The sequence below is a fragment of the Lysobacter sp. KIS68-7 genome (assembly GCF_021284745.1).
GTDB lineage: Bacteria > Pseudomonadota > Gammaproteobacteria > Xanthomonadales > Xanthomonadaceae > Noviluteimonas.
This window is the reverse complement of sequence record NZ_CP089925.1, coordinates 2,820,026-2,842,292: the sequence shown is the minus strand read 5'-3', so window position 1 is coordinate 2,842,292 and position 22,267 is coordinate 2,820,026. Positions and strand designations below refer to the sequence as shown.

Sequence of the window (22,267 nt, the reverse complement as noted above, 5' to 3'; positions counted from 1 at the left end):
CTCAGGGCGACGGCGGCGTGTCGCGGTCGTCCAGCAGGTTCTCGGCATCCTTCGCGCGCTGCGCCTGCGCGAGTTGCGCGTCGATTTCCCTGTCCGCGGAGGTATCGGCGGGCGGTGTGTAGTCGGGCACCGCGGGCTTGGGGGCCGACACCGGCACGCCCGCGCGGCGGATGCCCGCATCGTCGAGCGCGCGCTTGACCCGCCGCATTCCTTCGCTGCGCACGCGCGGCACGCTGGTGCGCTTCTGGTCCACCCAGCCGAGGAACTGCACGCTCATGCGGTCCGGCAGGTATTCGGTGATCAGCGTGTAGGGCGGCGGATCGGCGAGCAGGCCGTCGATCCCCTGCATCGCCGCGAGACCGATGCGCTGCGCATCGCTGACCGACGCGGACGGATCCAGCGGCACCAGGAAATCGAAGCGTCGCTTCGGGTTCTCCGAGAAGTTCAGCACGACCGAGCGGAACACCAGCGCGTTGGGCAACGCGAGCTGGTTGCCGTCGAGCGTCATCAGCAGCGTGGCGCGCGAGGTCAGCGCCACGACTTTGCCTTCGTGCACGCGATCGATCAGCACGTGGTCGCCCGGCGCGAAGGGGCGGCGCAGGCTGAGCAGGATGCCTGCGACATAGTTCTCCGCGATGTCCTTGAAGGCGAAGCCGAGCACCAGACCGGCGACGCCCGCCGACCCCAGGACCGCACCGACGAGCGACGAGGCGCCCAGCAGGTCCAGTGCGATCAGCAGGCCGCACACCAGCGTGAGCCATTGCACGACGCGTTGGACGAGGCCTTCGAGGTAGGGATTCTGGCTGTGCACGTGGCCGAGCCACCAGCGCGTGCGGCGCGAGAGTACGCGCCCGATCCACGCGGCCGCGAACACGATGCCCACCGCGATGACCAGCAGCGGCGTCGCCGCGAGCAGGCGCACGAGTTTGTCGCCCACCGCCTGCAAGGCAACACCGAAGCGGTCGCTCAGGCGCGTGCTCAGTTCGATGCGGTTTTCCACGCGCGTCACGCCCCGCGTCTGCGCGGCGATGGATTCGGCGAGCTTCGCGTCTTCCTGGCGGACGACTTCGCCGTGCAGCAAGGCGACGCCATCCACGACGCTCGCTTCCACGCGGCCCAATGCCGGCTCCTTGTCCAATCGCGCATCGACGCGGCGGCCGATCTCGCGATCGTGCGCATCGACGGTCGAGGCCGGCGCCGGCAGCGTGGGGGCCGCGGGCGTCGCCTGCGCACAGAAGGCGAGGCAGAAGGAACAGGCGAGGGCAGCGCGCGCGATGAAGGATCGAAGCATCGGAAACCGTGGGGTCGGGCCAGCTGGCGAGTCTACAACTGCGACTTGATGGGCAGGACGAAGGTCTCCATGAACTTCTCCTTCAGCGGTCGCTGTTCCCACGTTTCGTAGGTGTAGGGCTTGCCCTTGGCCAGGTCCTGTTCGAACACCTGCGTCATGCGTTCGGCGAAGGCCGCGTCGTAGACGTTGAGGCTCGCCTCGTCGTTGAGCCGGAAGCTGCGCAGGTCGAAATTGGTCGAACCCACCGAGACGACCTGCCTGTCCACGATCAGCATCTTGTTGTGGAACATGGTCGGTTCGTATTCGCTGATCTCGATGCCGGCCTTCAGCAGCGGGCCCCAACCGGACTTCGAGGCCAGGCGCGCGGCGTCCGAATCGGTGTTCTTGCCGGGCACGAGCACGCGGATGCGCACGTTGCGCTTGCGCGCATCACGCAGCGCAGCCACCACCAGCGGATCGGGGATGAAGTAAGCAGCTTCCAGGTCGATGCTGTGTTCGGCCGCGGCGATGGCCATCAGGTACATCAGGTGCATGCTCTCGCTGCCGCCGGCGGGCGAGCTGACGAACATGTGCGCCGCCACCTCGCCCTTCGGTTCCAGCGGCGGGAAGTTGTCGGGGCCGTTGAGGACGCGCCCCGTGGTCTTGATCCAGTTGTCGTTGAAGGCGGCCTGGAACTGCGCCACGACCGGGCCTTCCACGCGGAAATGCACGTCGCGCCAATGGTCCTTGTCCTGCGCGTTGCCTTGCCACGGATCGCCGATGCCCACGCCGCCGGTGAACGCCACGCGCCCGTCGACGATCAGCAGTTTGCGATGCGTGCGGTTGTTCATGCGCCCCAGGTTGTACCAATGCAACGGGCGGTAACGCTGGACTTCCACGCCCGCGCTTTCCATCTGCTTCAGCTGCGCTTCGTCCATGCTGTAGCTGCCGGCCCAGTCGATGGTGACGTGGACCTTGACGCCATGGCGCGCGCGTTCCGACAGCGCATCGGCGAAGCGCTTGCCGACGTCGCCGTTCCAGTAGATGTAGGTTTCGAAGCTGATCGTCTTCTTCGCCGAGGCGATCGCCGACAGCATCGCGGGGAAGATCTCGTCGCCGTTCTGCAGGTCCTGCACCGTGTTGCCCGGGAGGATCGCGGGGCCGAGCAGCACGCCCATCTCGCGGCGGAACTGCGGATCGGAGACCGCGAAGTGGTGTTCGACTTTCCGCTCGAGCTTTTTCTCGGGCGTGGCGAAGTTGAGGCCGATGACGACGAGCAGGCCGGTCACCACCACCGTGACGATAACGACGGTCCACATGCGCTGGCTGCTCCAATCCATGGCGTCCCCCTCGACGGGGAAGCCACGTTACGGATGGGCTCGCGCAGCAGCCGTGAATGCCGCTAGAAAAACCATGCGAACGCGAAGATCCCGAGCATCGCGCAGGCAAGCCCGAGCTTGAGCACGATGGCGAGCACCAGCCCGAGCCAGGTGCCGAAACCCACCTTCGCGGCCGCGCCCAGTTCGCGGCCGTGGATCAGTTCGCCGACCAGCGCGCCGACGAAGGGTCCGACGAACAGGCCGATCGGCGCGAAGAACAGGCCAGCGAAGGTGCCCAGCACGGCGCCGACGATCGCCTTTTTGCTGGCGCCCACCCGCTTGGCCCCGTGGGCCGTGGCCCAGAAGTCGACCACGAAGGAAAACAGGGTGAGCAGGCCGAGCACCACCAGCGTTGCAACGCCGACTTTCGCGAATCCCCCGGCCCACGCCGCGATCAGCATGCCGACGAAGACCAGCGGCAAGCCCGGCAGTGCCGGCAGCACCACGCCGGCCAGGCCGACGACGACGAGCAGGGCGGCCAGGGCATACATCAGTTGCGGGCTCATTCGGGCTCCTTCCGGGGGTTTTGGACGGGGTGGGGGCGGGGTCTTCACGCCCGTTGCATTTTCGCGAATGCGGGCGTAGGTTGCGGCCGCTGAGTATCGCCGGACCCCGGCGAACCGCCCAACCGCCGAGGGAGCTACACAGATGTCGAACCGCGAAACCGGGACCGTCAAATGGTTCAACGATGCCAAGGGCTTCGGCTTCATCAGCCGTGAGAATGGCGACGACGTGTTCGTGCATTTCCGCGCGATCCAGTCGCAGGGTTTCAAGAGCCTGAAGGAAGGCCAGCAGGTCTCCTTCGTCGTCGTGCAGGGCCAGAAGGGCCTGCAGGCCGACCAGGTCCAGCCGATGTGACCTTCGCGCGACGGCGCATGCCGTCGCAGCGTCAGCGCATGAAAAAACCCGGCCGCGAGGCCGGGTTTTTTGTTGCGCGTGCCATCAGTTCTGGTGCGGGTTGTTCTCGGCGAAATACTCGTGGCTGTCGGCGTTGTCGATCGCCGCGGCCGGATCGGAGATCGCCAGGCTCTTCGCACCCGCCTGGCCGTACACGTGATCGTCGGTGCCGGCGGTGACGTTGAAATGGCTCATCTCGTGCACGAGCGTGCCGGCCTTCGAATCGGTGCCGGTGGCAGGCGCGGACCAGAACGCACGACACACGAAGATTTCGTACGGGCGGGTCGGATACACGTACGCGTAGTAGCTCTGGTTGCAGCCGCAGTTGATCTTGACCTGGCCGGCGCTCTGGTCCATCGCCGCGTCGATGCTGGCGAAGTGCTGCTGCATCGTCGAATAGCGCTGGCTCGTGTACGCACCGAACCACGTCGTGTAGCGCGGGCCCTGCGTATTGGAATTGAGGTAGCCCTTCGACTCTTCCGTGTAGCTGCGCGCGTTCACGACCGCGGTGCCCGCCTGGCTGATCTGCGTCGTCGTGCAGCCGACGAAACTCACGCCGTTGACCACCGTGCCGCCACCGGACGGCGGCTTCTTGGCGCCGTTGCCGTTGCCGCCGCGCTTGCCGAGCAATTGGTCGCTGCCGTCCACCCACAGGCGCAGCGGCGCGGACTTGGCGATCATCGGGATGCCCGTCGCCTGCTTGAGCATCCCGCCGCCGCCCGAGAGCGATGCGTGCTGCAACGGCGAGGCGAACGTCACTGTGTAATCGCCCGTCTGCGACAGATCGTAGGCACCCGACAGGTCGACCACGACGCGACGCGTTTCACCCGGGCGCAGCACCGCGAAATCCTCCGCCGTCGGCAGCGGACGCTTGATCATCGGCCCTTCGTACTGAACCGGCTTGCCGTCGCGCGTGACCAGGAAGAGCTTGCCTTCGACGAAATCCGAGGGCAGTTCCCACTTCGGCACGCGCACTGCGCGGTTGCTGGTGTTGGTCACGGTCACTTCGACCGCGCCGAGGAAATCGCTGGCCTTGCCCGTGGAGGCGACCAGGCTGACGCGCAACGGGTTGGTGCGGGCGGCGGGAGGCGCGGCGACGGCCGCTGCGATGGCACCGGCGAGGACGGCCGAACCGGCGACGAGACTGCTGAGGGACAGTTTCATGCGAGTGAGTACCCCGGAAGAGAAATGCGTGGAAATGCAGGAAGACTGCAAATGGGGGAACGCAGCTGCCCGCCTCGGCGGGACGCTGCAGGGGCATTTGCCCGACAGGCGCGTGACGATGGCGAAAAGAAAGGGCCGCCCCGAAGGACGGCCCTGGATTCACGAAGCGATGTGGCGTGCCCTCAGCGCGCCCAGACGCGCCCGTCGTACACGCGCACGTAGGACCCTTCGCGGATCCCGCCGATGTCGGCCTGGTTCAAGGTGACCGTGTTGCCGTCGTCCATGCGCACGTACACGTTGTAGCTCTGCGCCTGGTTCTGCATGTTCTTCTGGATCGCGTGGCCTGCGAGTGCGCCGGCCGCGGCGCCCGCGACGGTGGCGGTGTTCTGCTTGCCCTTGCTCGAATCCTTCGCCAGTTCATGGCCGGCGACCGCGCCGACGACACCGCCGAGCACGGCGCCGGTGGCGGCGTTGTTCTGCGTGGTGTTGCCGACCGCATCGATGCGCGTCACCACGCCGCAGTCGTAGCAGTTGGCCGTGGTGGGGGCGGGCGTGTTGTAACCGGAATTGCCATAACCGTTGCTCGGCGTCGTCGACGCGCAACCCGCGAGCGCCATCGTCGCGACGGCCGCGGCCATCAGATGCATCTTCATGCGTGACTCCTTCCTTGTCGGGGGTACGCGGTCGATGCTGTGGCGTGCGCGGTGAATGGGGCATCAAGCGCGCGCGTTTCGGCGCGCGCGCATCAGCGGCGATTCAGTTGCCGCAACTTCAGTTCCGGAAATCCTGGTGGCAGGCCTTGCACGCGTTGCCGATGTCCTGCAGCACCGTGCCCACGGCGGCGCAGTTCAAGGGTGGGTTGTTGCGTGCGGTGTCGAGCGTGGCGCGCAACTGGCCGGCCGCCTTGGTGAAGCGCGCGTCGTCGCGGAGGTCCGGGAAGGCCTGCTCGATGTCGTCGGCGGTCATGCGCAGCGCGGACAGGTGCGGCAGGGTATCGGTCGCGTTGCAGCGATTCGCTTCGACGTCCTTCTTCAGTTCGCCCAGGTGCCACTGCTGCACGTGCATCAGCGCTTCCGGGAAGGGATCCTTGCGTGCGTTCAACGCGCGCAGGCCCATCACGGTGGCGATCACGCCGACCACCAGACCGACCAGGAAGAGGAAGAAGTACCGCGCGCCGGTTCCTGCCATGTCCATGCTCCACCGTGGGGGCGATCCTGCGGACCGCATGGGCGCAGACCTTACCAGACTAGAATGCGCCCCCATGCGACACGACCTGCGCGAGCGCTTCGCCGGCATCGACCGGCTCTATGGAAAAGGGGCCGTCGAACGGCTCGACGGACGCCGCGTGGCCGTCGTCGGGCTGGGTGGTGTCGGCGCCTGGGCGGCCGAGGCCTTCGCCCGCAGCGGGGTGGGGCACCTGACGCTGATCGATGCCGACGACCTGTGCCTGTCGAACACCAACCGCCAGCTGCCGGCGCTGACGGGACAGTACGGCCGCAACAAGGCCGAGGTGATGGCCGAGCGCTGCCGCGCGATCCATCCGCAGATCGACGTCGATCCCGTCGCCCATTTCCTGACGCAGTCGAACATCGACACCTTGCTGGACCGCAACTTCGACCTCGTGCTCGATGCCTGCGACAGCTTCCGCACCAAGGTCGTCTCCATCGCCTGGTGCCGGCGCCGCAAGCTGCCGATGGTGACGGTGGGATCGGCCGGCGGACGCACGGATCCGACGATGGTGCGCGTGCGCGATCTGTCGCGCACGGAACACGATGCGATGTTGTCGCTGATCCGCAAGAAGCTGCGCGGCGAGTTCAAATTCCCGCGCAGCCCGGATCGTTACTTCGGCGTGTCGGCGGTGTACTCGTTGCAGAACGTGCGCTATCCGCAGGCCGATGGCAGCGTGTGCGGCGTGCGCCCGCAGCTGGAGCCGGATGCGGCGCTGAAGCTCGATTGCGGCGCGGGGCTGGGCGCAGCCACGCATGTCACCGGGGCGTTCGCGTTCGCGGCGGTGGGGCGCGCGATGGAGTTGTTGTTGAAGCCCGACAAGCCCGCGCACGCCGCAACGACGGCGGCGGAAACCGAAGCGGGTTAAGCCGTCGCGGGCAACGCGAACAGGCGTTCGGCGTTGCGCGTGGTCGCCTCTGCGATGACGTCGGGTGTCACGCCGCGCAATGCCGCGATGACCTCGAGTACCCGCACGATGCGCGCGGGCTCGTTGCGCTGCCCACGGTGTTCGCTGTCGGGCTGGTCGGGCGCATCGGTTTCGAGCAACAGCGTGTCGAGCGGAATGCTGGCGGCGACGCGACGCACCTTGTTCGCGCGCTCGTAAGTGACCGGCCCGCCGAGCCCGACCAGGAAGCCGAGGTCGGCCAACTGCCGCGCCTGTTCCTCGCTGCCCGGGTAACTGTGGATGACGCCGCGCAACCCGCCGACGCGTTTGATGGAGGCGATCACCGCATCCACCGCGCGGCGCGCATGCACCACGACCGGCAGGTCGAACTCGCGCGCCAGGCGCAGTTGCGCATCGAAATACGTCGCCTGCAGCTCGCGATCGAGGCCTTCCACCCAGTAGTCCAGGCCGCATTCGCCGATGGCGACGGGGCGTTCGCGTTCGATCCAGTCGCGCAATTCGCGCAGGTGCTGTTCGCGATGCGAGGCGATGAGGAGCGGATGCAGGCCGTAGGCGGGGAACAGACCGGGGTCGTTTGCGCAGGCATCGCGCAGGCCGGGCCAGGTCGCCGCTTCGATCGCGGGCACGATCTGCCGCACCACGCCCGCCTCGCGCGCACGCGCGACCACGGCGTCGCGGTCCGCGTCGAATTCCTGGACGTCGAGATGGCAGTGCGTATCGACGAGCGCGTGCATCGGGCGAGCGCCCATCAGCGTCGCGAAGGCGCGTCGACCACGTTCGGGGCCTTGCGTTTGCGCAGGCCGGCCAGCAGCAGCGTGCCCAGGCCGAGCAGGATTTCGTCGGCGAAGGGAATGAAGTCCGGAATGGCCGTGTCGACCACGAACAAGCTCGCCATCACGAGGAACAAGCGCGGGTAACTCAGCTTCTCCAGGTACCGCATGACGGGGCTGAGCAGGGGATTGGCCATCGAGGCAGTTCTCCGGGACGCGTGCATCCCGATGTGGGGCAAACGCTAGCACGCGCAAGCATCAGGCGTGCCGTGCTTCACGATTCAGTTAAAAACCCGTGAAAAGTTGGGGTGGCCGTTCAGCAAGGACGTGTTGGAATCCGCTCCGACAAAGCGCAGTCATGCGCCGCACGTGAAAAGGAACAAGGCCCAAGGAGGCCCGCCATGTTGAAGAACAACACCCTCGCCATTGCCCTCGCTGCGTTGCTCGTGGGTGGCGTCGCCACCGCGGCCTTCATGAACAATCGCGCCAAGACCGACGCCGCGCCGACCGTCGCGCCGCCGGCCTCCCTCGCCACGGATGCAGGCGCCAACCCGGCCGCCGACCAGCCGGTCGACGAAGCGGGCGTGCCGGCCAGCGGCAAGGTCGAATACGCCGACGTGATCGACGTCAAGCCGATCACCAAGAAGGAAGCGATGTACGCACAGGTCATCGGCACCGACCCGGTGAAGGAAACCAGCACCACCTCCAGCCCGCGCGAAGTCTGCAACGACGTCGTGGTGCAGGAGCGCCTGCCCGAGAAGGACGGCAACGTCGGCGGTACGGTGGTCGGCGCGGTCGTCGGCGGCCTGCTGGGCAACCAGGTCGGCAGCGGCAACGGCAAGAAGGCCGCGACCGTCGCCGGTGCGGTGGCCGGTGGCTTCGCCGGTCGCGAGATCGACAAGCGCCACGTCGGCGGCCAGGTCGTGAACAAGACCGAGCGCCAGTGCCACACCGAGACCTCGACCTCGCAGAGCTCGCGCACCGTCGCCTACAACGTGACCTACCGGAACCCGGACGGCACGACCGGCACCATGCGCACCGGCGACAAGCCCGGCAGCCGCATCTCGCTGGGCAGCGAGACCAAGACCGTCGGCTACGACGTGACCTACCGCTACCAGGGCGCCGAGCACACCGTCCGCATGGACGACAAGCCGGGCAACCGCCTGCCGGTGATCGACGGCCAGGTGATGACGGCCGCGGCCGCCAGCAGCGACGAAAACGGTTAATTGCCTGCAAGTGCCTGATGAGGGCACGGCGCAGGACGCGCCAAGTGGGTGATTCCCCGAGGGGCCGGAGCGATCCGGCCCCTTTTTTGTCTCTACAATGTCGCGCTTTCCGCCCGCGATTCCCCCCAATGGCCCTGCATCCCTACGATCTGTACGACGTCCGTTCCCTGCTCACGGAAGAAGAGCGCGCAGTCCAGGACACCGTGGCACGCTTCACCGATGAACGCGTCATCCCGATCATCGGCGACGCCTTCGACCAGGGGCGCTTCCCGCGCGAACTGGTGGGCGAAATCGCCGAACTCGGCCTGCTCGGTTCCTCGTTGCCTGAAAAGTACGGCTGCGCCGGCCTCAACGCCGTCAGCTACGGTCTGATCTGCCAGGAACTCGAACGCGGCGACAGCGGCATCCGCAGCTTCGTCAGCGTGCAGTCCTCGCTGTGCATGTATCCGATCTATGCCTACGGCTCCGAAGAACAGCGCATGCGCTGGTTGCCGGACATGGCCGCGGGCAAGGTGATCGGCTGCTTCGGCCTGACCGAACCGCACGGCGGCTCGGATCCGGCGAACATGAAGACCCATGCGAAGCGCGACGGCGACGATTGGGTCCTCAACGGTTCGAAGATGTGGATCACCAACGGCAACCTGGCCGACATCGCGATCGTCTGGGCGCAGACCGAAGACGGCATCCAGGGCTTCGTGGTCGAAAAGGGCATGCCCGGTTTCGCCGCGCAGGAGATCAAGCACAAGATGTCGCTGCGCGCGTCGGTGACCAGCGCGTTGTTCTTCGACAACGTGCGCGTGCCCGAAGCCAACCGCCTGCCCAACGTGAAGGGCCTGAAGGGTCCGCTCGGCTGCCTCACGCAGGCCCGCTACGGCATCACCTGGGGCCCGATCGGCGCCGCCATCGCGTGCCTGGACGAGGTGCTGCACTACACGAAGGAACGCATCCTGTTCGACCGCCCCGTCGCGGCCACGCAGAGCGCGCAGATCAAGATGGCCGAGATGGCCCGCCGCATCACGCTGGCGCAGTTGCTCGTCGTGCAGCTCGGCCGCCTGAAGGACGCCGGCAAGATGGCGCCCGCGCAGGTCTCGCTCGCCAAGTGGAACAACTGCCGCATGGCCATCGACATCGCGCGCGAATGCCGCGACCTGCTCGGCGGCGCGGGCATCACCACCGAGCATTCGGCGATCCGCCATGCGCTGAACCTCGAATCGGTCATCACCTACGAAGGCACGGAAACCGTGCACCAGCTGGTGATCGGCCGCGAGCTGACGGGCATCAACGCGTTCTGATCCGGGAGTCGGGGATGTCCGTCGTGACGTTGTCCAGGCTTCAGACCCGCATCGAAACCCCGCGCCTGCTGCTGCGCGTGCAGCAGGCGTCGGACTTTCCGTATTTCGCCGAGCTGCAGGCCGACGAAGAAGCGTGCCGTTACATCGGCGGCACCTCGCCGCGCGCCGCGGCCTGGCGCAAGTTCCTGCAGATGCCCGGCGCCTGGGTGTTGCAGGGCTTCGGCATGTTCGCGGTGATCGAGAAATCGAGCGGAGAATGGGTCGGCAACATCGGCCCGTGGCAACCCGAAGGCTGGCCCGGGACCGAAGTGGGCTGGGCGCTGCGCCGCCAGGCGTGGGGCAAGGGTTACGCCCTGGAAGCCGCGACCGCCGCGATCGACTGGGCCTTCGACGAACTGGGATGGACCGACGTGATCCATTCGATCGACTACGACAACGCCGCCTCGCAGGAACTCGCGCGGCGCCTGGGGTCGACGAATCGCGGGCCGGGCAAGTTGCCCGCGCCGTTCGAGGACGTCGCCATCGAAATCTGGGGACAGACGCGCGAGGAGTGGCGCGCGCGGAGGAACAAGTGAGCGATACGGTCACCGTCCACGGATTCTCGCCTTCGGGCAATTGCCACAAGGTGCGCCTGCTGCTGGAGCAGCTCGGCCGCCCGTATCGCTGGGTGGAAACGCGCAGCGACCAGGGCGCCACGCGCACGCCCGCGTTCCTCGCGTTGAATCCGAACGCGAAGGTCCCCGTGCTCGTGCGCGAAGACGGCGCCGTGCTCACCGAGTCCAACGCGATGCTGTGCTGGCTCGCCGAAGGCAGCGCCTTCCTGCCCGCCGATGCGTGGGCGCGTGCGCAGGCGCTGTCGTGGATGTTCTTCGAGCAGTACAGCCACGAGCCTTACGTGGCGGTCGCGCGCTTCATCTGCGGGTGGACGCCGCTGGATTCGCCGCGTCGCGCGGACCTGCCGCGCCTGCGCGAACGCGCGCACGCTGCGCTCGCGGTGATGGAACGCCATCTCGCATCGCACGCCTGGTTCACGGGCGAGGCCTACGGCATCGCCGACATCGCGCTTTTCGCCTACACGGCGGTGGCCGACGAGGGCGGCGTGTCGCTTGCGCGCTATCCCGCCATCAACGACTGGCTGGCCCGTGTGCGCGGAACGCCGCGCTTCATCGGCCTGCCCGACAACGACGCCGACGTGCGCGCACGCCTGGCGGCGAGTGCATGAAGGCGATCGTGCTGCGCGCATGCGTCCTGTGGTGCCTCTGCCTCGTCGCGGCCGTGCCCGCGTTCGCGCAGGAGGGCTACCGCTTCGCGCCCGTGCCGACGTGGGTGCAGCCAACACCGCGACCGGATCCGGGCGATGCGATGCCCACGGCCGACGGCACGCGCTACCTGCTGCTCGACGACCAGGTCGACGCGCGCACCGCCGACACCGTGGCCTACCGCCGTATCGCCTCGCGCCTGGAAAACGTGCGCGCGCTGTCGGACGGCGGGCAGATCCGCATCGACTTCCAGCCGGACTACCAGCACGTCCTGATCCACGCGATCAACGTCTGGCGCGACGGCAAGGCCACCGATCGCCGCCCCGACGCGCGCATCGAAGTGCTGCATCGCGAAGAAGACCTCGACGATGCGATGTTCGATGGCGAGCAGACCGTCACGATCACGCTGCCGGACCTGCGCGTCGGCGACATCGTCGATTACAGCTACAGCGTCGTCGGCGAAAACCCGGTGTTCGGCAACGCCTACCACGATGCGTACACTGCGCGCTTCGGCACGACGCTGGGCTATCGCCGGGTGCGCGTGCTGTTCGATGCCGCGCGTCCGGTGCATGCGCGCGGGCCGAAGGATTTCGTTCGTCGCGAAGGCGGGCAGGGCGCGGAGCGCTTCGTCGAATTCACCGCGCGTCGCCTCCCGCGCGTGCGCACCGAATCGGACATGCCCGACAGCTTCGATCCCTACGGGCAGATCGAACTGTCGACCGCCAGTTCGTGGTCCGACGTGGTGCACTGGGCCTTGCCGATGTACGCCGCGCGCCTGAAGGACCGCGCCGTCGCCGACGGGCTGATCGACTCGCTGAAACTGCACGATCCCGACAAGCGCGCGGCCATGCTGCGCGCCATCGCGTTCGTGGAAGGCGAGATCCGCTACACCGCGCTGGACATGGGCACGAACTCGCACGAGCCGCATCCGCCGGAACTCGTGATCTCGCGCCGCTTCGGCGATTGCAAGGACAAGGCGGTGCTGCTGTCGGCGTTGTTGCATGAAGCCGGCATCGAGGCCGAACCCGTGCTGGTGGACACCGAAGGCCGCCAATCGCTCGCCGTGCGCCAGCCGAGCGCGGTGGCCTTCGACCACGTCGTCGTGCGCGCGCACCTGGACGGCAAGCCGGTGTGGATCGACCCGACCCGCGATCCCGAATCCGGTCCGCTGGAAGACCGCTCGCCGCTGGAATTCCGCCTCGGCCTGCCGCTGTGCGCCACCTGCGACCGGCTCGTCGACATTCCACAGCCGCCGCCGCGCCTGCCCGAAGTGGACGTCGGCCAGCGCATCGACCTGGTGGCGGCCGACAAGGGCTACCGTGCCGACTTCACCGTCGTCACCGATTACCGCAACGAGAACGCGGACAGCGTGCGCGACGATTTCCTCGACGGCGAAGAGGACCTCGGCAAGCGCTACCTGAGCTACATGCGCAAGTTCTACGACGACCTGCGAATCCGCGGGACGCCGTCGATGCACGAGGGCGGGGCGGGCGGCTCCGGCGTGCGCGCCATCGAACACTATTCCCTGCGTTCGTCGGACTCCGATTTTTCGATCGTGTTGTTCCAGTTGCTCGACTGGATGCCCGACCTCGACCTGGATACGCGCAGCACGCCGCTCGCACTCGACGGCCCGACCTTCGCGCGCCAGACCATCCGCACGCACCTGCCGGGCGGCTGGGACATCAAGTCCGAAGACGATACCGTCGCCAACGCCTACTTCTCGTTCCGCCGCATCGTGCGCGCGAAGGGCGATCGCCTCGAAGTCATCGGCGAATGGCGCCGCTTCGCCGACGAAGTACCGGCCGCCGATTATGCGAAGGTGCGCGACGACGTCGATCGCGTACGCCACCTGCTGTCCTTCGATGTCGACATCGGCGGCGGCGAAGACACCGAGGTGCAGGCCGACACCAGCCACGCCTGGCGCCTGCTCGCCTTCGCCTTGATCGCCCTCAGCGCCTTGCTGGCGTGGGGCCTGTTCCGCAAGGACGCGCAACTGCGCCGCCTGCGTGCCGCAAAACCCATCCCCCCGAATTGATTCGTTCCGAGGCCTCCGCATGACCGCCGTCAAGCCCATTCCCGCCCGCATGAAGGGCCTCAACCGCGCCGAGATCTGCGACGTCAACTTCCAGGAATTCGTGCGCGACTGGAACGGCCATGCCGATGTCGCGCCCGCGCCGAACGAAGCGATCCTGGACGGCAGCGCGCTGGATGCGCAGGGCTTCCGCGACCTCTTCGAATCGCAGCTGATCTCGCGTCATCTCGACCTGATGGCACGCGTGTTGCGCGTGCAGAACAAGGTCTTCTACACCATCGGTTCCAGCGGCCACGAAGGCAACGCGATGGTCGCGCGCCTGACGCGCCACACCGATCCTGCGTTCCTGCATTACCGCTCGGGCGGCTTCATGGCCGAACGCTTCCGCAAGCTGCCGGGCATGGATCCGATCATGGATTCGGCGCTGTCCTTCGCCGCCAGCGCGGACGATCCCGCCAGCGGCGGCCGCCACAAGGTGTGGGGCAGCAAGCCTTTGTGGGTGTTGCCGCAGACCTCGACCATCGCCTCGCACCTGCCGAAGGCGCTGGGCACGGCGCTCGCGATCGAACAAGGCCCGCGCATCGGCCATGCACTGCCGATTCCGAACGACAGCATCGTCGTGTGCTCCTTCGGCGATGCGTCGAGCAACCACGCGACCGCGCAGACCGCGTTCAACGCCGCGGCGTGGACCGCCTACCAGAAGCTCCCCGCACCCGTGCTTTTCGTGTGCGAAGACAACGGCATCGGCATTTCGGTGAAGACGCCTGACGGCTGGGTCGCGCGCAATTTCGCCAACCGCCAGGACCTGGATTACTTCGCCGCCGACGGACTCGACCTCGCCGAAGGCTATGGCCAGGTGCAGGCCGCGATCGAGCATTGCCGCCGCACGCGCCGCCCGACCTTCCTGCACCTGCGCACCACGCGCATCATGGGACACGCCGGCACCGACTTCGAAATCGAATGGCGTTCGATCGAAGAACTGTGTGCGGTGGAGGCGACCGATCCCCTGCTGCGCTCGGCCGCGATCGCGCTCGAATCGGGCCTGATGAGCAAGGACCAGATCCTCGCGCTGTACGAAGACACGCGGAAGAAGTGCTTCGCCGCCGCCGAGGACGCCGACAGCCGCCCGCGCCTGACCAAGCTCGAGGACGTGATCGCGCCGCTCGCGCCCTACACGCCGGACAAGGTGCGCGCCGAAGCCGCGCGCACGGCGGATGCCGCGCGTCGCGAGCAAGTGTTCGGTGGCGAAGCGAAGCTGCCCGAGAAGCAGCCCGCGCGTCACCTCGCGATCCAGATCAACAACGCACTTCACGATCTTTTCGCGAAGTACCCGGAAGCCTTGCTCTTCGGCGAAGACGTGGCGCAGAAGGGCGGCGTGTACACCGTGACCAAGGGCTTGCAGAAGGCGTTCTCCGGCAAGCGCGTGTTCAACACGCTGCTCGACGAGACGGTCATCCTCGGCCTGGCGCAGGGCTACGCCAACATGGGGATGCTGCCGTTCCCGGAAATCCAGTACCTGGCGTATTTCCACAACGCCTGCGACCAGATCCGCGGCGAAGCCTCGAGCCTGCAGTTCTTCAGCAACGGCCAGTACCGCAACCCGATGGTGATGCGCATCGCCTCGCTGGGTTACCAGCGCGGCTTCGGCGGGCATTTCCACAACGACAACTCGATCACCGCGCTGCGCGACATCCCGGGCCTGGTGGTCGGTTGCCCGTCGCGCGGCGACGATGCGGCGACGATGCTGCGCACGCTCGCGGCGCTGGCGAAGGTGGACGGCCGCGTGTGCGCGTTCCTCGAACCGATCGCGCTATACATGACCAAGGACCTGTACGAAGCCGGCGATGGCCAGTGGCTCACCGAATACCCGGCGCCGAACGAAACCATGGAGCTTGGCGAAGGCCGCGTCTACGGCAAGGGCGAGGACCTGGTGATCTTCACCTTCGGCAACGGCGTGCCGATGAGCCTGCGCGCGGCGCGCACCATCGAGAAGCAGCATGGCTGGAAGACCCGCGTGGTCGACCTGCGTTGGCTGGTGCCGCTCAACGAAACCTTCATCCGTGCGCAGGCGAAGAACGCCAGGCGCATCCTCATCGTCGACGAGGGCCGCCGCAGCGCGGGCGTGGGCGAGGGCATCGTCACGGCGATCGTGGAAGGCGGCTACGGGGCGCGACCGTTCCATCGCGTCGTCGGCGCCGATACGTTCACGCCGCTCGCGGGCGCCGCGTTCCTGGTGATTCCGTCGGACGAGGACATCGTCGCGGCGGCGGACCTGCTCGCCAAGGCATGACCCTGCGGATCCCGCCCGCGCTCGCAAGCTGGTGGCGCACGTTCGTGCGCCGCCATCGGGCCTGGTTGCTCGATGAAGCGCAGCTGGCGGAACTCGGCTTTCCCGTGCCGCACAAGTACTCGCAGGTCCACGATGCGATCGCGGCGCTGGTCGTGCGTGCGCCGGATTACCGCATGCACAGCGAGCCGGAGTACGACATCGAAGTCGGCTACAGCATGGCGTTGCAGGGGCTGGGTCGATTGCACGCGCTGACGGCGTCGACCGAACGCGCGGCGCACATCGATCGTTGCCGCGCGACGCTGGTGGATGCCTACATGGCCTACAAGCGCGGCGACATCCAGCAGGGCGATGGGCTAGTGAAGAAGGCCGAGCAGGATTTCGTCGCACTGCTGCCCAAGCCGGCGCACCACTAGCGCTAGCGCGCGAGTCCCGCGAGAAGCGCGCGTTCCTTCAGCACGATGCCGTTCGTCGCGGTGGGGACATCCGGGCGATCCGACGGCATCACCGCCAGCGCGACCCAGTGGTCGCCGTTGGGCGCCACGCAGACGATCTGGCCGAGTGCAGCGGCGCCGACGTCGACGTTCGCGCCGTCCTCGGGGGCCTCGGCGGCTTCGAACAAGGTGAGCCCGCGCTTCACCTGGCCGAGGAAATGCGTGCGCGCGACGATTTCCTGGCCGGGGTAGCAGCCCTTCTTCACGCTGTAGGCATGCAGGCGCTCGAGCGAGAGCATCTGCGGCGTCCATTGCTCGGCTTGCGAAGGCGACAGGCGCGGGAAGCCCAGGCGCAGGTCGCTTGCGCGCCACTGCGTGTCGGCCGGCGCGTCGTGCGCGCCGGCGTCGGGTGCGATGCACAGGGTGCGGCGGATGCCGAAGCCGCTGACGTCGAGTTCGATGCCCGTGGCCGGATCGCCATCGAAAGAGGCGCCGGTGGCGCGTTCGGCCTGCGCGAATCGACCGGAGACGTGAAGATCCTCGCGCCACTCGACCTTGAGCTGGCGGCGCAGCACGAAGCGCTGCAATTGCGCGGCCAGGGTGGCGGCATCGGCGTCGGCCACCACGAGCCACAGCGTGTCCTTGGCGACGCGGACCAGCGCAAACAGCGCAATCACGCGGCCCTTGGGCGTCAGCCAGCCGCTCCATTGCCAGCGCCCGACGGGCGCTGCATCCACGTCGTTCATCAGCTGCGCCTGCGCGAAGGCGACCGCGTCGCGGCCGGAAAGCGAGATCACGCGATGGCCCGGCAGGGCGAATCGGGGGGAGGGCGAGGACTCTGGGTTGTGAGACATCCGGGGCGGGACTTAAACTTCGCGGGCTGTGACGCCGCAAATCATAGGTCAATCCGACGCCCCCGCCGACGCGAACGCGCTGCCCGATGGTGCAACGCCCGCGGACGAACAGGCACGGTCGACGCCCAAGCCCGTGCCGGTCGAGATCGGTGGCCGCAAGGGTCCCGATCCCGTGCGCTACGGCGATTGGGAAAAAAACGGCCGTTGCATCGATTTCTGACCCCCTGCTCGACGCACCAACAAGGACCTGCCGATGGCGACCCGCGAACGCCCACTGTCACCACACCTGCAGGTTTACAGCTGGCAGATCACGATGGTCATGTCGATCCTGCACCGCGCCACCGGCGTGGCGCTGGCGGTCGGCGCATTCGGCCTGGCCTGGTGGCTGGTGTCGATGGCTGCGGGCGGCGAAACGGCAGGGCGCGCGATGGCGTGCGTGTCGTCGCCCCTGGGCATGGTCGTCGTCTTCCTGTTCTCGCTCGCGCTCGTCTACCACTTCCTCAACGGCATCCGTCACCTGCTGTGGGATGCCGGGCGCGGCTTCGATATTCCTTCGGTCTACAAGACCGGTTACACCGTCGCGGCGCTCACCGTCGTGTTCACCGCATTGATCTGGTTCCTGGCGCTGGGAGGCCACTGACATGACCGACCTGCGTACTCCGCTGGCCCGCGCGCGCGGCCTGGGTTCCGGCAAGACCGGCACGTCGCACTTCTGGTACCAGCGCGTCACCGCGGTGGCGCTGATGCTGCTGGTGCCGTGGCTGGTGTGGATGCTCGCCTCGATGGCCGGCGGCGATGTCGAATCGGTGCGCGCGACCCTCGCGCGCCCCTGGAACGCCATCCTGCTCGCCGCGTTCTGCGTGGCGATGTTCTGGCACGCCAAGCTCGGCGTGCAGGTCGTGATCGAGGACTACGTGCACACGCGCGGCGTCGAAATCACGCTGCACCTGCTCAACATGTTCCTTTGCACGCTCGGCGCGATCGCGTCGGTGTACGCGATCGCTCGCATCGCGCTGACGGCCTGATTGCCATGACCTCTGCCTACAAGATCACCGAACACAAGTACGACATGATCGTCGTCGGCGCCGGCGGCGCCGGCCTGCGCGCCACCTTCGGCCTCGCGCAGAAGGGCCTGCAGACGGCGTGCATCACCAAGGTGTTCCCGACGCGCTCGCACACCGTCGCGGCGCAGGGCGGCATTTCCGCCGCGCTCGGCAACATGGGCGAGGACGACTGGCGCTTCCACTTCTACGACACCATCAAGGGGTCGGACTGGCTGGGCGACCAGGACGCGATCGAGTACATGTGCCGCGAGGCGATCCCCGCGATCATCGAGCTCGAACACCAGGGCGTGCCGTTCTCGCGCACCGACGACGGCAAGATCTACCAGCGTCCGTTCGGCGGCATGACCACGCATTACGGCAAGGGCATCGCGCAGCGCACCTGCGCCGCCGCCGACCGCACCGGCCACGCGATCCTGCACACGCTGTACCAGCAGTCGCTCGCGCACGATGCGCGCTTCTTCATCGAATACTTCGCCCTCGACCTGATCATGGACGAGGAGGGCGCCTGCCGCGGCGTGCTCGCACTCGACCTCGCCGAAGGCACGCTGCACCTGTTCCGCGCGCAGGGCGTGGTGCTCGCCACCGGCGGCTACGGCCGCGCGTACTTCTCCGCGACCTCCGCGCACACCTGCACGGGCGACGGCGGCGGCATGGCGCTGCGCGCGGGCCTGGGCATGCAGGACATGGAGTTCGTGCAGTTCCATCCGACCGGCATCTACGGCGCGGGCTGCCTGATCACCGAAGGCGTGCGCGGCGAAGGCGGCATCCTGCGCAACAGCAACGGCGAGCGTTTCATGGAGCGCTATGCGCCGAACGCGAAGGACCTCGCCTCGCGCGACGTCGTCTCGCGCTCGATGACCATCGAAATCCGCGAAGGCCGCGGCGTGGGCCCGCACAAGGACCACATCAACCTCGACCTGACGCACCTGGATCCGAAGGACATCCACGAGAAGCTGCCGGGCATCGCCGAGAGCGCGAAGATCTTCGCGGGCGTCGACGTCGAAAAGCAGCCGATCCCGGTGATCCCGACCGTCCACTACAACATGGGCGGCATCCCGACCAACTACCACGGCGAAGTCGTGCAGCTGCGCAACGGCAACCCCGACGCAGTGGTGCCGGGCCTGTATGCCATCGGCGAGGCGGCCTGCGTGTCGGTGCACGGCGCGAACCGCCTGGGCTCCAACTCGCTGCTCGACCTGGTGGTGTTCGGCCGCGCCGTGGCCAACCGCTGCGCCGAGACGATCAAGCCGGGCGCGCCGCACAAGACACTCGCGTCCGATGCCTGCGACAAGTCGCTGGCCAACCTCGACCGCCTGCGCAATGCGAGCGGCTCCATGCCGACCGCCGAGATCCGCAACAACATGCAGCGCGCCATGCAGGCCGACGCCGCGGTGTTCCGCACCGGCGAAACGCTGGCCGAAGGCGTGGCGAAGATCCGCGACATTTACGCGTCCTTCAACGACGTGCGTGTGAGCGACCGCTCGCTGGTGTGGAACTCCGACCTGGTCGAAACGCTGGAACTGCAGAACCTGCTTGGCCAGGCGCTGACCACGATCGTGTCGGCCGAGAACCGCACCGAATCGCGCGGCGCGCATGCGCGCGAGGACTTCCCGGACCGCGACGACGCGAACTGGCAGAAGCACACCGTGTGCTGGGTGGACGATGCGGGCAACACGCACATCGACTACCGCCCGGTGCACATGTACACGTTGAGCAGCGACGTCGACGTCGTGCCGCCCAAGCCGCGCGTCTACTGACCGGGGAACGACACCATGGCCGAATTCACGCTCCCCAAGAACTCGAAGATCACCGCGGGCAAGCACTTCCCCGCGCCCGCCGGCGCGAAGAACGTGCGCACCTTCAAGGTGTACCGCTGGAATCCGGACGACGCGGCGAACCCGCGCACGGACACGTACGACGTCGACCTCGACACGTGCGGCCCGATGGTCCTGGACGCGCTGATCAAGATCAAGAACGAGATCGACCCGACGCTTACCTTCCGTCGCTCCTGCCGCGAAGGCATCTGCGGTTCGTGCGCGATGAACATCGACGGCACGAACACGCTGGCCTGCACGCGCGCGATCTCCGACTGCGCGAAGAAGGAAGTGCCGATCTATCCGCTGCCGCACATGGCGGTGGTCAAGGACCTCGTCCCCGACCTCACGCACTTCTACGCGCAGTACGCGTCCATCCGCCCGTGGCTGCGCACGCAGACGCCCGCGCCGCCGGACCGCGAACGCCTGCAGTCGAAGGAAGACCGCGCGCTGCTCGACGGCCTGTACGAATGCATCCTGTGCGCGTGCTGCTCCACGAGCTGCCCGAGCTACTGGTGGAACGGCGACCGTTACCTGGGCCCGGCGATCCTGCTGCAGGCCTACCGCTGGATCGTCGACTCGCGCGACGAAGACACCGGCGCGCGCCTGGACGAGCTCGAAGATCCCTTCAAGCTCTACCGCTGCCACACGATCATGAACTGCGCGCGCACCTGCCCGAAGGGGCTGAACCCGGCGCGTGCGATCGGTGAGATCAAGCAACTGATGCTCGCGCGCCGAGGCTGAGTTGCACGACGACGAGACCGAGATCCGCAGGCTGCGGTGGCGATCCCGCCGCGGCATGCGCGAGCTCGATCGTTTGTTCGAAGGCTGGCTCGATGCGCACTGGCGCGCGTCGTCCGCCGAGGACCGCGAGACGTTCCAGCGCTTGCTCGACTGCGAAGACGATCGCCTGTGGCGCTGGTTCCTCGGCCACGAAACGGCGCCCGACGCCGCGCTGCAATCGCTCGTGGAACGGATGCGCCAGCTCGACGCCTGATCAGCGCCGCATGAGCGCGTAGGCCAGGAACACGATGACCGGCCCTGCGAGGGACAGGAAGGACACGCCGATCAGCCCGCGCGTGCGCGCCGTCGGCTCGTCCCGGCCGGCCTTGGCCTGGCGATAGAGCCCGACCGTCGCCCAGACCTGCATCGCCAGGGTGAGCGGGTAGGCGATCAGCGCGAACAGCACGAGGTAGCGCCCGCTGGACACCCCGGCGACGCCGCCGGGCACGAAGAAGAACAGCCACGCCGCGAAGGCGGTCAGCGCCGCCATCGGGAGCGAGGAGGCGGCGTAGACGAGTTGGGGCCAGCGCGTCAGGTCCATGGCGGGATCATCGCAGGCATGAAGTTCGCTTTCACATGCGGATTGTGACGTAAGTCTCAATTGTGCGTCCGCACAACGCCGAGATTGCCCACACACGGAAGGTCTCGGAGGGGTGCCATGGACGATCGCTCGATCCAGTTCGCGTTGTTCCTCGTCATCGCCGTGGTGCTGCCCGTCCTCGTCGCCGTGGGCGTGGACATCGCGCGTCGCATCGTCGCGGCAACGCAGCATCCGGCGCGCCTCGCGCCGACATCGCGCGAGCACGAACTGCGCTGAAGCGCGCGTACTTTTCCAAGCCGCACAAACCGCATCCGGGAAAAATTCTCGGATACCGCCTTCCGCATGAAACTCGCTTCGCGAGCGTGGGATGATCGCGCCCAACACAGGGGCCCGTATCAGAACCGCATGAACGCCGAAGCCGAAGCCGAAGAAGAAGCCGTCTTCCAGGTCATCCCGCACATCTGGGAGCGACAGAAACTCCTCCTCACGTTCGCGACCGCCGTCGCGCGCTCGCATCCGGATCCCGAGCGCCTGCTCGCGGCGCTCGAGCGCACCTTGCGCGAAGACGAAACCGACGAACTGCCGATGCACGAGCGCAGCGACGAAAGCCAGGCCGCGCGCCTGCACTACGAAGACCTGCGCGAAATGTTCCTGCGGATCGTGCGCAACCGCGCAACGACCTGACGCCGCGCACGGAAGCGCGCTAGAGCGCCTTGCCGTCGTAGGTCTGCACGGGGATCGTCGACAGGTCCAGTCCCTCGATGACGCGCAGGTTCACCGCCGCGACGGCGTGGCCCGTTTTGGGATCGTTGGCTTCCCCGAAGGTATGGATGCCGCAGGTCGGGCAGAAGTGGTGCTCGATGACGTGCTTGTTGAACTTGTAGGTCGCCATCGCCGATTCGGGCGTGCGCATGACCAGCTTCTCGCGCGGCACGAACCAGAGCAGCGACGCGCGCCGCCCGCACATCGAACAGTTGCAGGCCATGCCGCCTTCGATCTCGCCTTCCACATCGAAGGCCACCTGGCCGCACTGGCAGCTTCCCTGGTATTGCATGGTGCTCGCTCCG

Annotated in this window: 28 protein-coding genes; 17 read left to right on the top strand and 11 right to left on the bottom strand. The window is 67.4% G+C overall.

The features are described from left to right. Nucleotide 1: 1 nt before the first annotated feature. The 3 genes from LVB87_RS13700 to LVB87_RS13690 all read right to left on the bottom strand — a co-directional run bounded on the left by LVB87_RS13700 (nt 2) and on the right by LVB87_RS13690 (nt 3,155). A complete protein-coding gene (locus LVB87_RS13700; protein WP_232898512.1) occupies nt 2-1,291 on the bottom strand; it encodes a mechanosensitive ion channel family protein in 1,290 nt (429 codons plus the stop codon). A 32-nt stretch (nt 1,292-1,323) separates the two neighbouring features. Further along, nucleotides 1,324-2,589, bottom strand: coding sequence for a phospholipase D-like domain-containing protein (locus tag LVB87_RS13695; protein ID WP_232898511.1), 1,266 nt, complete (start codon nt 2,587-2,589; stop codon nt 1,324-1,326). 83 nt (nt 2,590-2,672) lie between these two features. Then, nucleotides 2,673-3,155, bottom strand: coding sequence for a DUF456 domain-containing protein (locus LVB87_RS13690; protein ID WP_232898510.1), 483 nt, complete (start codon nt 3,153-3,155; stop codon nt 2,673-2,675). Between the two features lie 142 nt (nt 3,156-3,297). Between LVB87_RS13690 and LVB87_RS13685 the strand changes: the two genes are divergently transcribed. Beyond that, entirely contained in the window at nt 3,298-3,507 is a 210-nt protein-coding gene (locus LVB87_RS13685; protein ID WP_232898509.1) for a cold-shock protein, read from the top strand. Between the two features lie 84 nt (nt 3,508-3,591). Here LVB87_RS13685 and LVB87_RS13680 read toward each other — a convergent pair whose 3' ends face one another. The 3 genes from LVB87_RS13680 to LVB87_RS13670 all read right to left on the bottom strand — a co-directional run bounded on the left by LVB87_RS13680 (nt 3,592) and on the right by LVB87_RS13670 (nt 5,898). Then, on the bottom strand, nt 3,592-4,710 hold the full coding sequence (locus tag LVB87_RS13680) for a M35 family metallo-endopeptidase (protein ID WP_232898508.1): 1,119 nt from the start codon (nt 4,708-4,710) through the stop codon (nt 3,592-3,594). 182 nt (nt 4,711-4,892) lie between these two features. After that, the gene (locus LVB87_RS13675; protein WP_232898507.1) at nt 4,893-5,363 is read right to left on the bottom strand and encodes a glycine zipper 2TM domain-containing protein; all 471 of its coding nucleotides are present in this window, start codon (nt 5,361-5,363) and stop codon (nt 4,893-4,895) included. Nucleotides 5,364-5,481: 118 nt separating this feature from the next. Then, nucleotides 5,482-5,898: a cytochrome c gene (locus LVB87_RS13670; protein WP_232898506.1), complete on the bottom strand. Its 417-nt coding sequence runs from the start codon at nt 5,896-5,898 to the stop codon at nt 5,482-5,484. 73 nt (nt 5,899-5,971) lie between these two features. On the opposite strand from LVB87_RS13670, the gene LVB87_RS13665 reads away from it, so the two are divergent. Continuing rightward, nucleotides 5,972-6,805, top strand: a complete 834-nt coding sequence (locus tag LVB87_RS13665; RefSeq protein ID WP_232898505.1) for a tRNA threonylcarbamoyladenosine dehydratase — start codon at nt 5,972-5,974, stop codon at nt 6,803-6,805. Here LVB87_RS13665 and LVB87_RS13660 read toward each other — a convergent pair. Continuing rightward, a complete protein-coding gene (locus LVB87_RS13660) occupies nt 6,802-7,578 on the bottom strand; it encodes a TatD family hydrolase (protein WP_232900563.1) in 777 nt (258 codons plus the stop codon). The two genes, LVB87_RS13665 and LVB87_RS13660, sit on opposite strands and share 4 nt — an antisense overlap. A 14-nt stretch (nt 7,579-7,592) precedes the next feature. Then, nucleotides 7,593-7,811: a DUF6116 family protein gene (locus tag LVB87_RS13655; RefSeq protein WP_232898504.1), complete on the bottom strand. Its 219-nt coding sequence runs from the start codon at nt 7,809-7,811 to the stop codon at nt 7,593-7,595. Between the two features lie 204 nt (nt 7,812-8,015). Between LVB87_RS13655 and LVB87_RS13650 the strand changes: the two genes are divergently transcribed. The 7 genes from LVB87_RS13650 to LVB87_RS13620 all read left to right on the top strand — a co-directional run bounded on the left by LVB87_RS13650 (nt 8,016) and on the right by LVB87_RS13620 (nt 16,126). Further along, nucleotides 8,016-8,840 carry a glycine zipper 2TM domain-containing protein gene (locus LVB87_RS13650; protein WP_305067742.1) on the top strand — a complete coding sequence of 275 codons (825 nt, stop codon included), beginning with the start codon at nt 8,016-8,018 and terminating at the stop codon, nt 8,838-8,840. A 128-nt stretch (nt 8,841-8,968) separates the two neighbouring features. Then, the gene (locus LVB87_RS13645) at nt 8,969-10,132 is read left to right on the top strand and encodes an acyl-CoA dehydrogenase family protein (RefSeq protein ID WP_232898503.1); all 1,164 of its coding nucleotides are present in this window, start codon (nt 8,969-8,971) and stop codon (nt 10,130-10,132) included. 14 nt (nt 10,133-10,146) lie between these two features. Beyond that, complete coding sequence (locus tag LVB87_RS13640; protein ID WP_232898502.1) at nt 10,147-10,707, top strand: GNAT family N-acetyltransferase; 561 nt, start codon at nt 10,147-10,149, stop codon at nt 10,705-10,707. Beyond that, nucleotides 10,704-11,354: a glutathione S-transferase family protein gene (locus LVB87_RS13635; RefSeq protein ID WP_232898501.1), complete on the top strand. Its 651-nt coding sequence runs from the start codon at nt 10,704-10,706 to the stop codon at nt 11,352-11,354. Before LVB87_RS13640 ends, LVB87_RS13635 begins: the two co-directional genes overlap by 4 nt. Continuing rightward, the gene (locus LVB87_RS13630) at nt 11,351-13,426 is read left to right on the top strand and encodes a DUF3857 domain-containing protein (RefSeq protein ID WP_232898500.1); all 2,076 of its coding nucleotides are present in this window, start codon (nt 11,351-11,353) and stop codon (nt 13,424-13,426) included. Before LVB87_RS13635 ends, LVB87_RS13630 begins: the two co-directional genes overlap by 4 nt. Before the next feature lie 19 nt (nt 13,427-13,445). Then, complete coding sequence (locus LVB87_RS13625; RefSeq protein ID WP_232898499.1) at nt 13,446-15,713, top strand: thiamine pyrophosphate-dependent enzyme; 2,268 nt, start codon at nt 13,446-13,448, stop codon at nt 15,711-15,713. Then, entirely contained in the window at nt 15,710-16,126 is a 417-nt protein-coding gene (locus tag LVB87_RS13620) for a hypothetical protein (protein ID WP_232898498.1), read from the top strand. The genes LVB87_RS13625 and LVB87_RS13620 overlap by 4 nt, the downstream gene beginning before the upstream one ends. 2 nt (nt 16,127-16,128) lie before the next feature. Here the strand turns inward: LVB87_RS13620 and LVB87_RS13615 are convergent, their stop codons facing one another. Beyond that, on the bottom strand, nt 16,129-16,941 hold the full coding sequence (locus LVB87_RS13615; protein WP_232898497.1) for a folate-binding protein: 813 nt from the start codon (nt 16,939-16,941) through the stop codon (nt 16,129-16,131). Between the two features lie 85 nt (nt 16,942-17,026). Here LVB87_RS13615 and LVB87_RS13610 point away from each other — a divergent pair, with 85 nt between their 5' ends. From LVB87_RS13610 to LVB87_RS13585, 6 genes are read left to right on the top strand one after another with little or no spacing between them, the layout of a single operon-like run. Next, a complete protein-coding gene (locus LVB87_RS13610) occupies nt 17,027-17,218 on the top strand; it encodes a DUF1674 domain-containing protein (protein ID WP_232898496.1) in 192 nt (63 codons plus the stop codon). Between the two features lie 33 nt (nt 17,219-17,251). Next, nucleotides 17,252-17,638 (top strand): succinate dehydrogenase, cytochrome b556 subunit, encoded by a 387-nt coding sequence (gene sdhC, locus LVB87_RS13605; RefSeq protein ID WP_232898495.1) that lies wholly within the window; start codon nt 17,252-17,254, stop codon nt 17,636-17,638. A gap of 1 nt (nt 17,639) precedes the next feature. Further along, entirely contained in the window at nt 17,640-18,023 is a 384-nt protein-coding gene (gene sdhD, locus LVB87_RS13600; protein ID WP_232898494.1) for a succinate dehydrogenase, hydrophobic membrane anchor protein, read from the top strand. 5 nt (nt 18,024-18,028) lie between these two features. Beyond that, the gene (gene sdhA / locus LVB87_RS13595; RefSeq protein ID WP_232898493.1) at nt 18,029-19,819 is read left to right on the top strand and encodes a succinate dehydrogenase flavoprotein subunit; all 1,791 of its coding nucleotides are present in this window, start codon (nt 18,029-18,031) and stop codon (nt 19,817-19,819) included. Between the two features lie 15 nt (nt 19,820-19,834). Next, entirely contained in the window at nt 19,835-20,620 is a 786-nt protein-coding gene (locus tag LVB87_RS13590; RefSeq protein WP_232898492.1) for a succinate dehydrogenase iron-sulfur subunit, read from the top strand. A gap of 55 nt (nt 20,621-20,675) precedes the next feature. After that, nucleotides 20,676-20,873 (top strand): succinate dehydrogenase assembly factor 2, encoded by a 198-nt coding sequence (locus LVB87_RS13585; protein WP_232898491.1) that lies wholly within the window; start codon nt 20,676-20,678, stop codon nt 20,871-20,873. On the opposite strand, the gene LVB87_RS13580 is transcribed toward LVB87_RS13585, so the two are convergent. Beyond that, entirely contained in the window at nt 20,874-21,200 is a 327-nt protein-coding gene (locus tag LVB87_RS13580) for a hypothetical protein (protein ID WP_232898490.1), read from the bottom strand. A 117-nt stretch (nt 21,201-21,317) separates the two neighbouring features. On the opposite strand from LVB87_RS13580, the gene LVB87_RS13575 reads away from it, so the two are divergent. Further along, nucleotides 21,318-21,476 (top strand): hypothetical protein, encoded by a 159-nt coding sequence (locus tag LVB87_RS13575; protein ID WP_232898489.1) that lies wholly within the window; start codon nt 21,318-21,320, stop codon nt 21,474-21,476. A gap of 129 nt (nt 21,477-21,605) precedes the next feature. Next, on the top strand, nt 21,606-21,884 hold the full coding sequence (locus LVB87_RS13570) for a hypothetical protein (protein WP_232898488.1): 279 nt from the start codon (nt 21,606-21,608) through the stop codon (nt 21,882-21,884). Between the two features lie 19 nt (nt 21,885-21,903). On the opposite strand, the gene LVB87_RS13565 is transcribed toward LVB87_RS13570, so the two are convergent. Continuing rightward, entirely contained in the window at nt 21,904-22,254 is a 351-nt protein-coding gene (locus tag LVB87_RS13565) for a GFA family protein (protein ID WP_232898487.1), read from the bottom strand. Nucleotides 22,255-22,267: the final 13 nt, after the last annotated feature.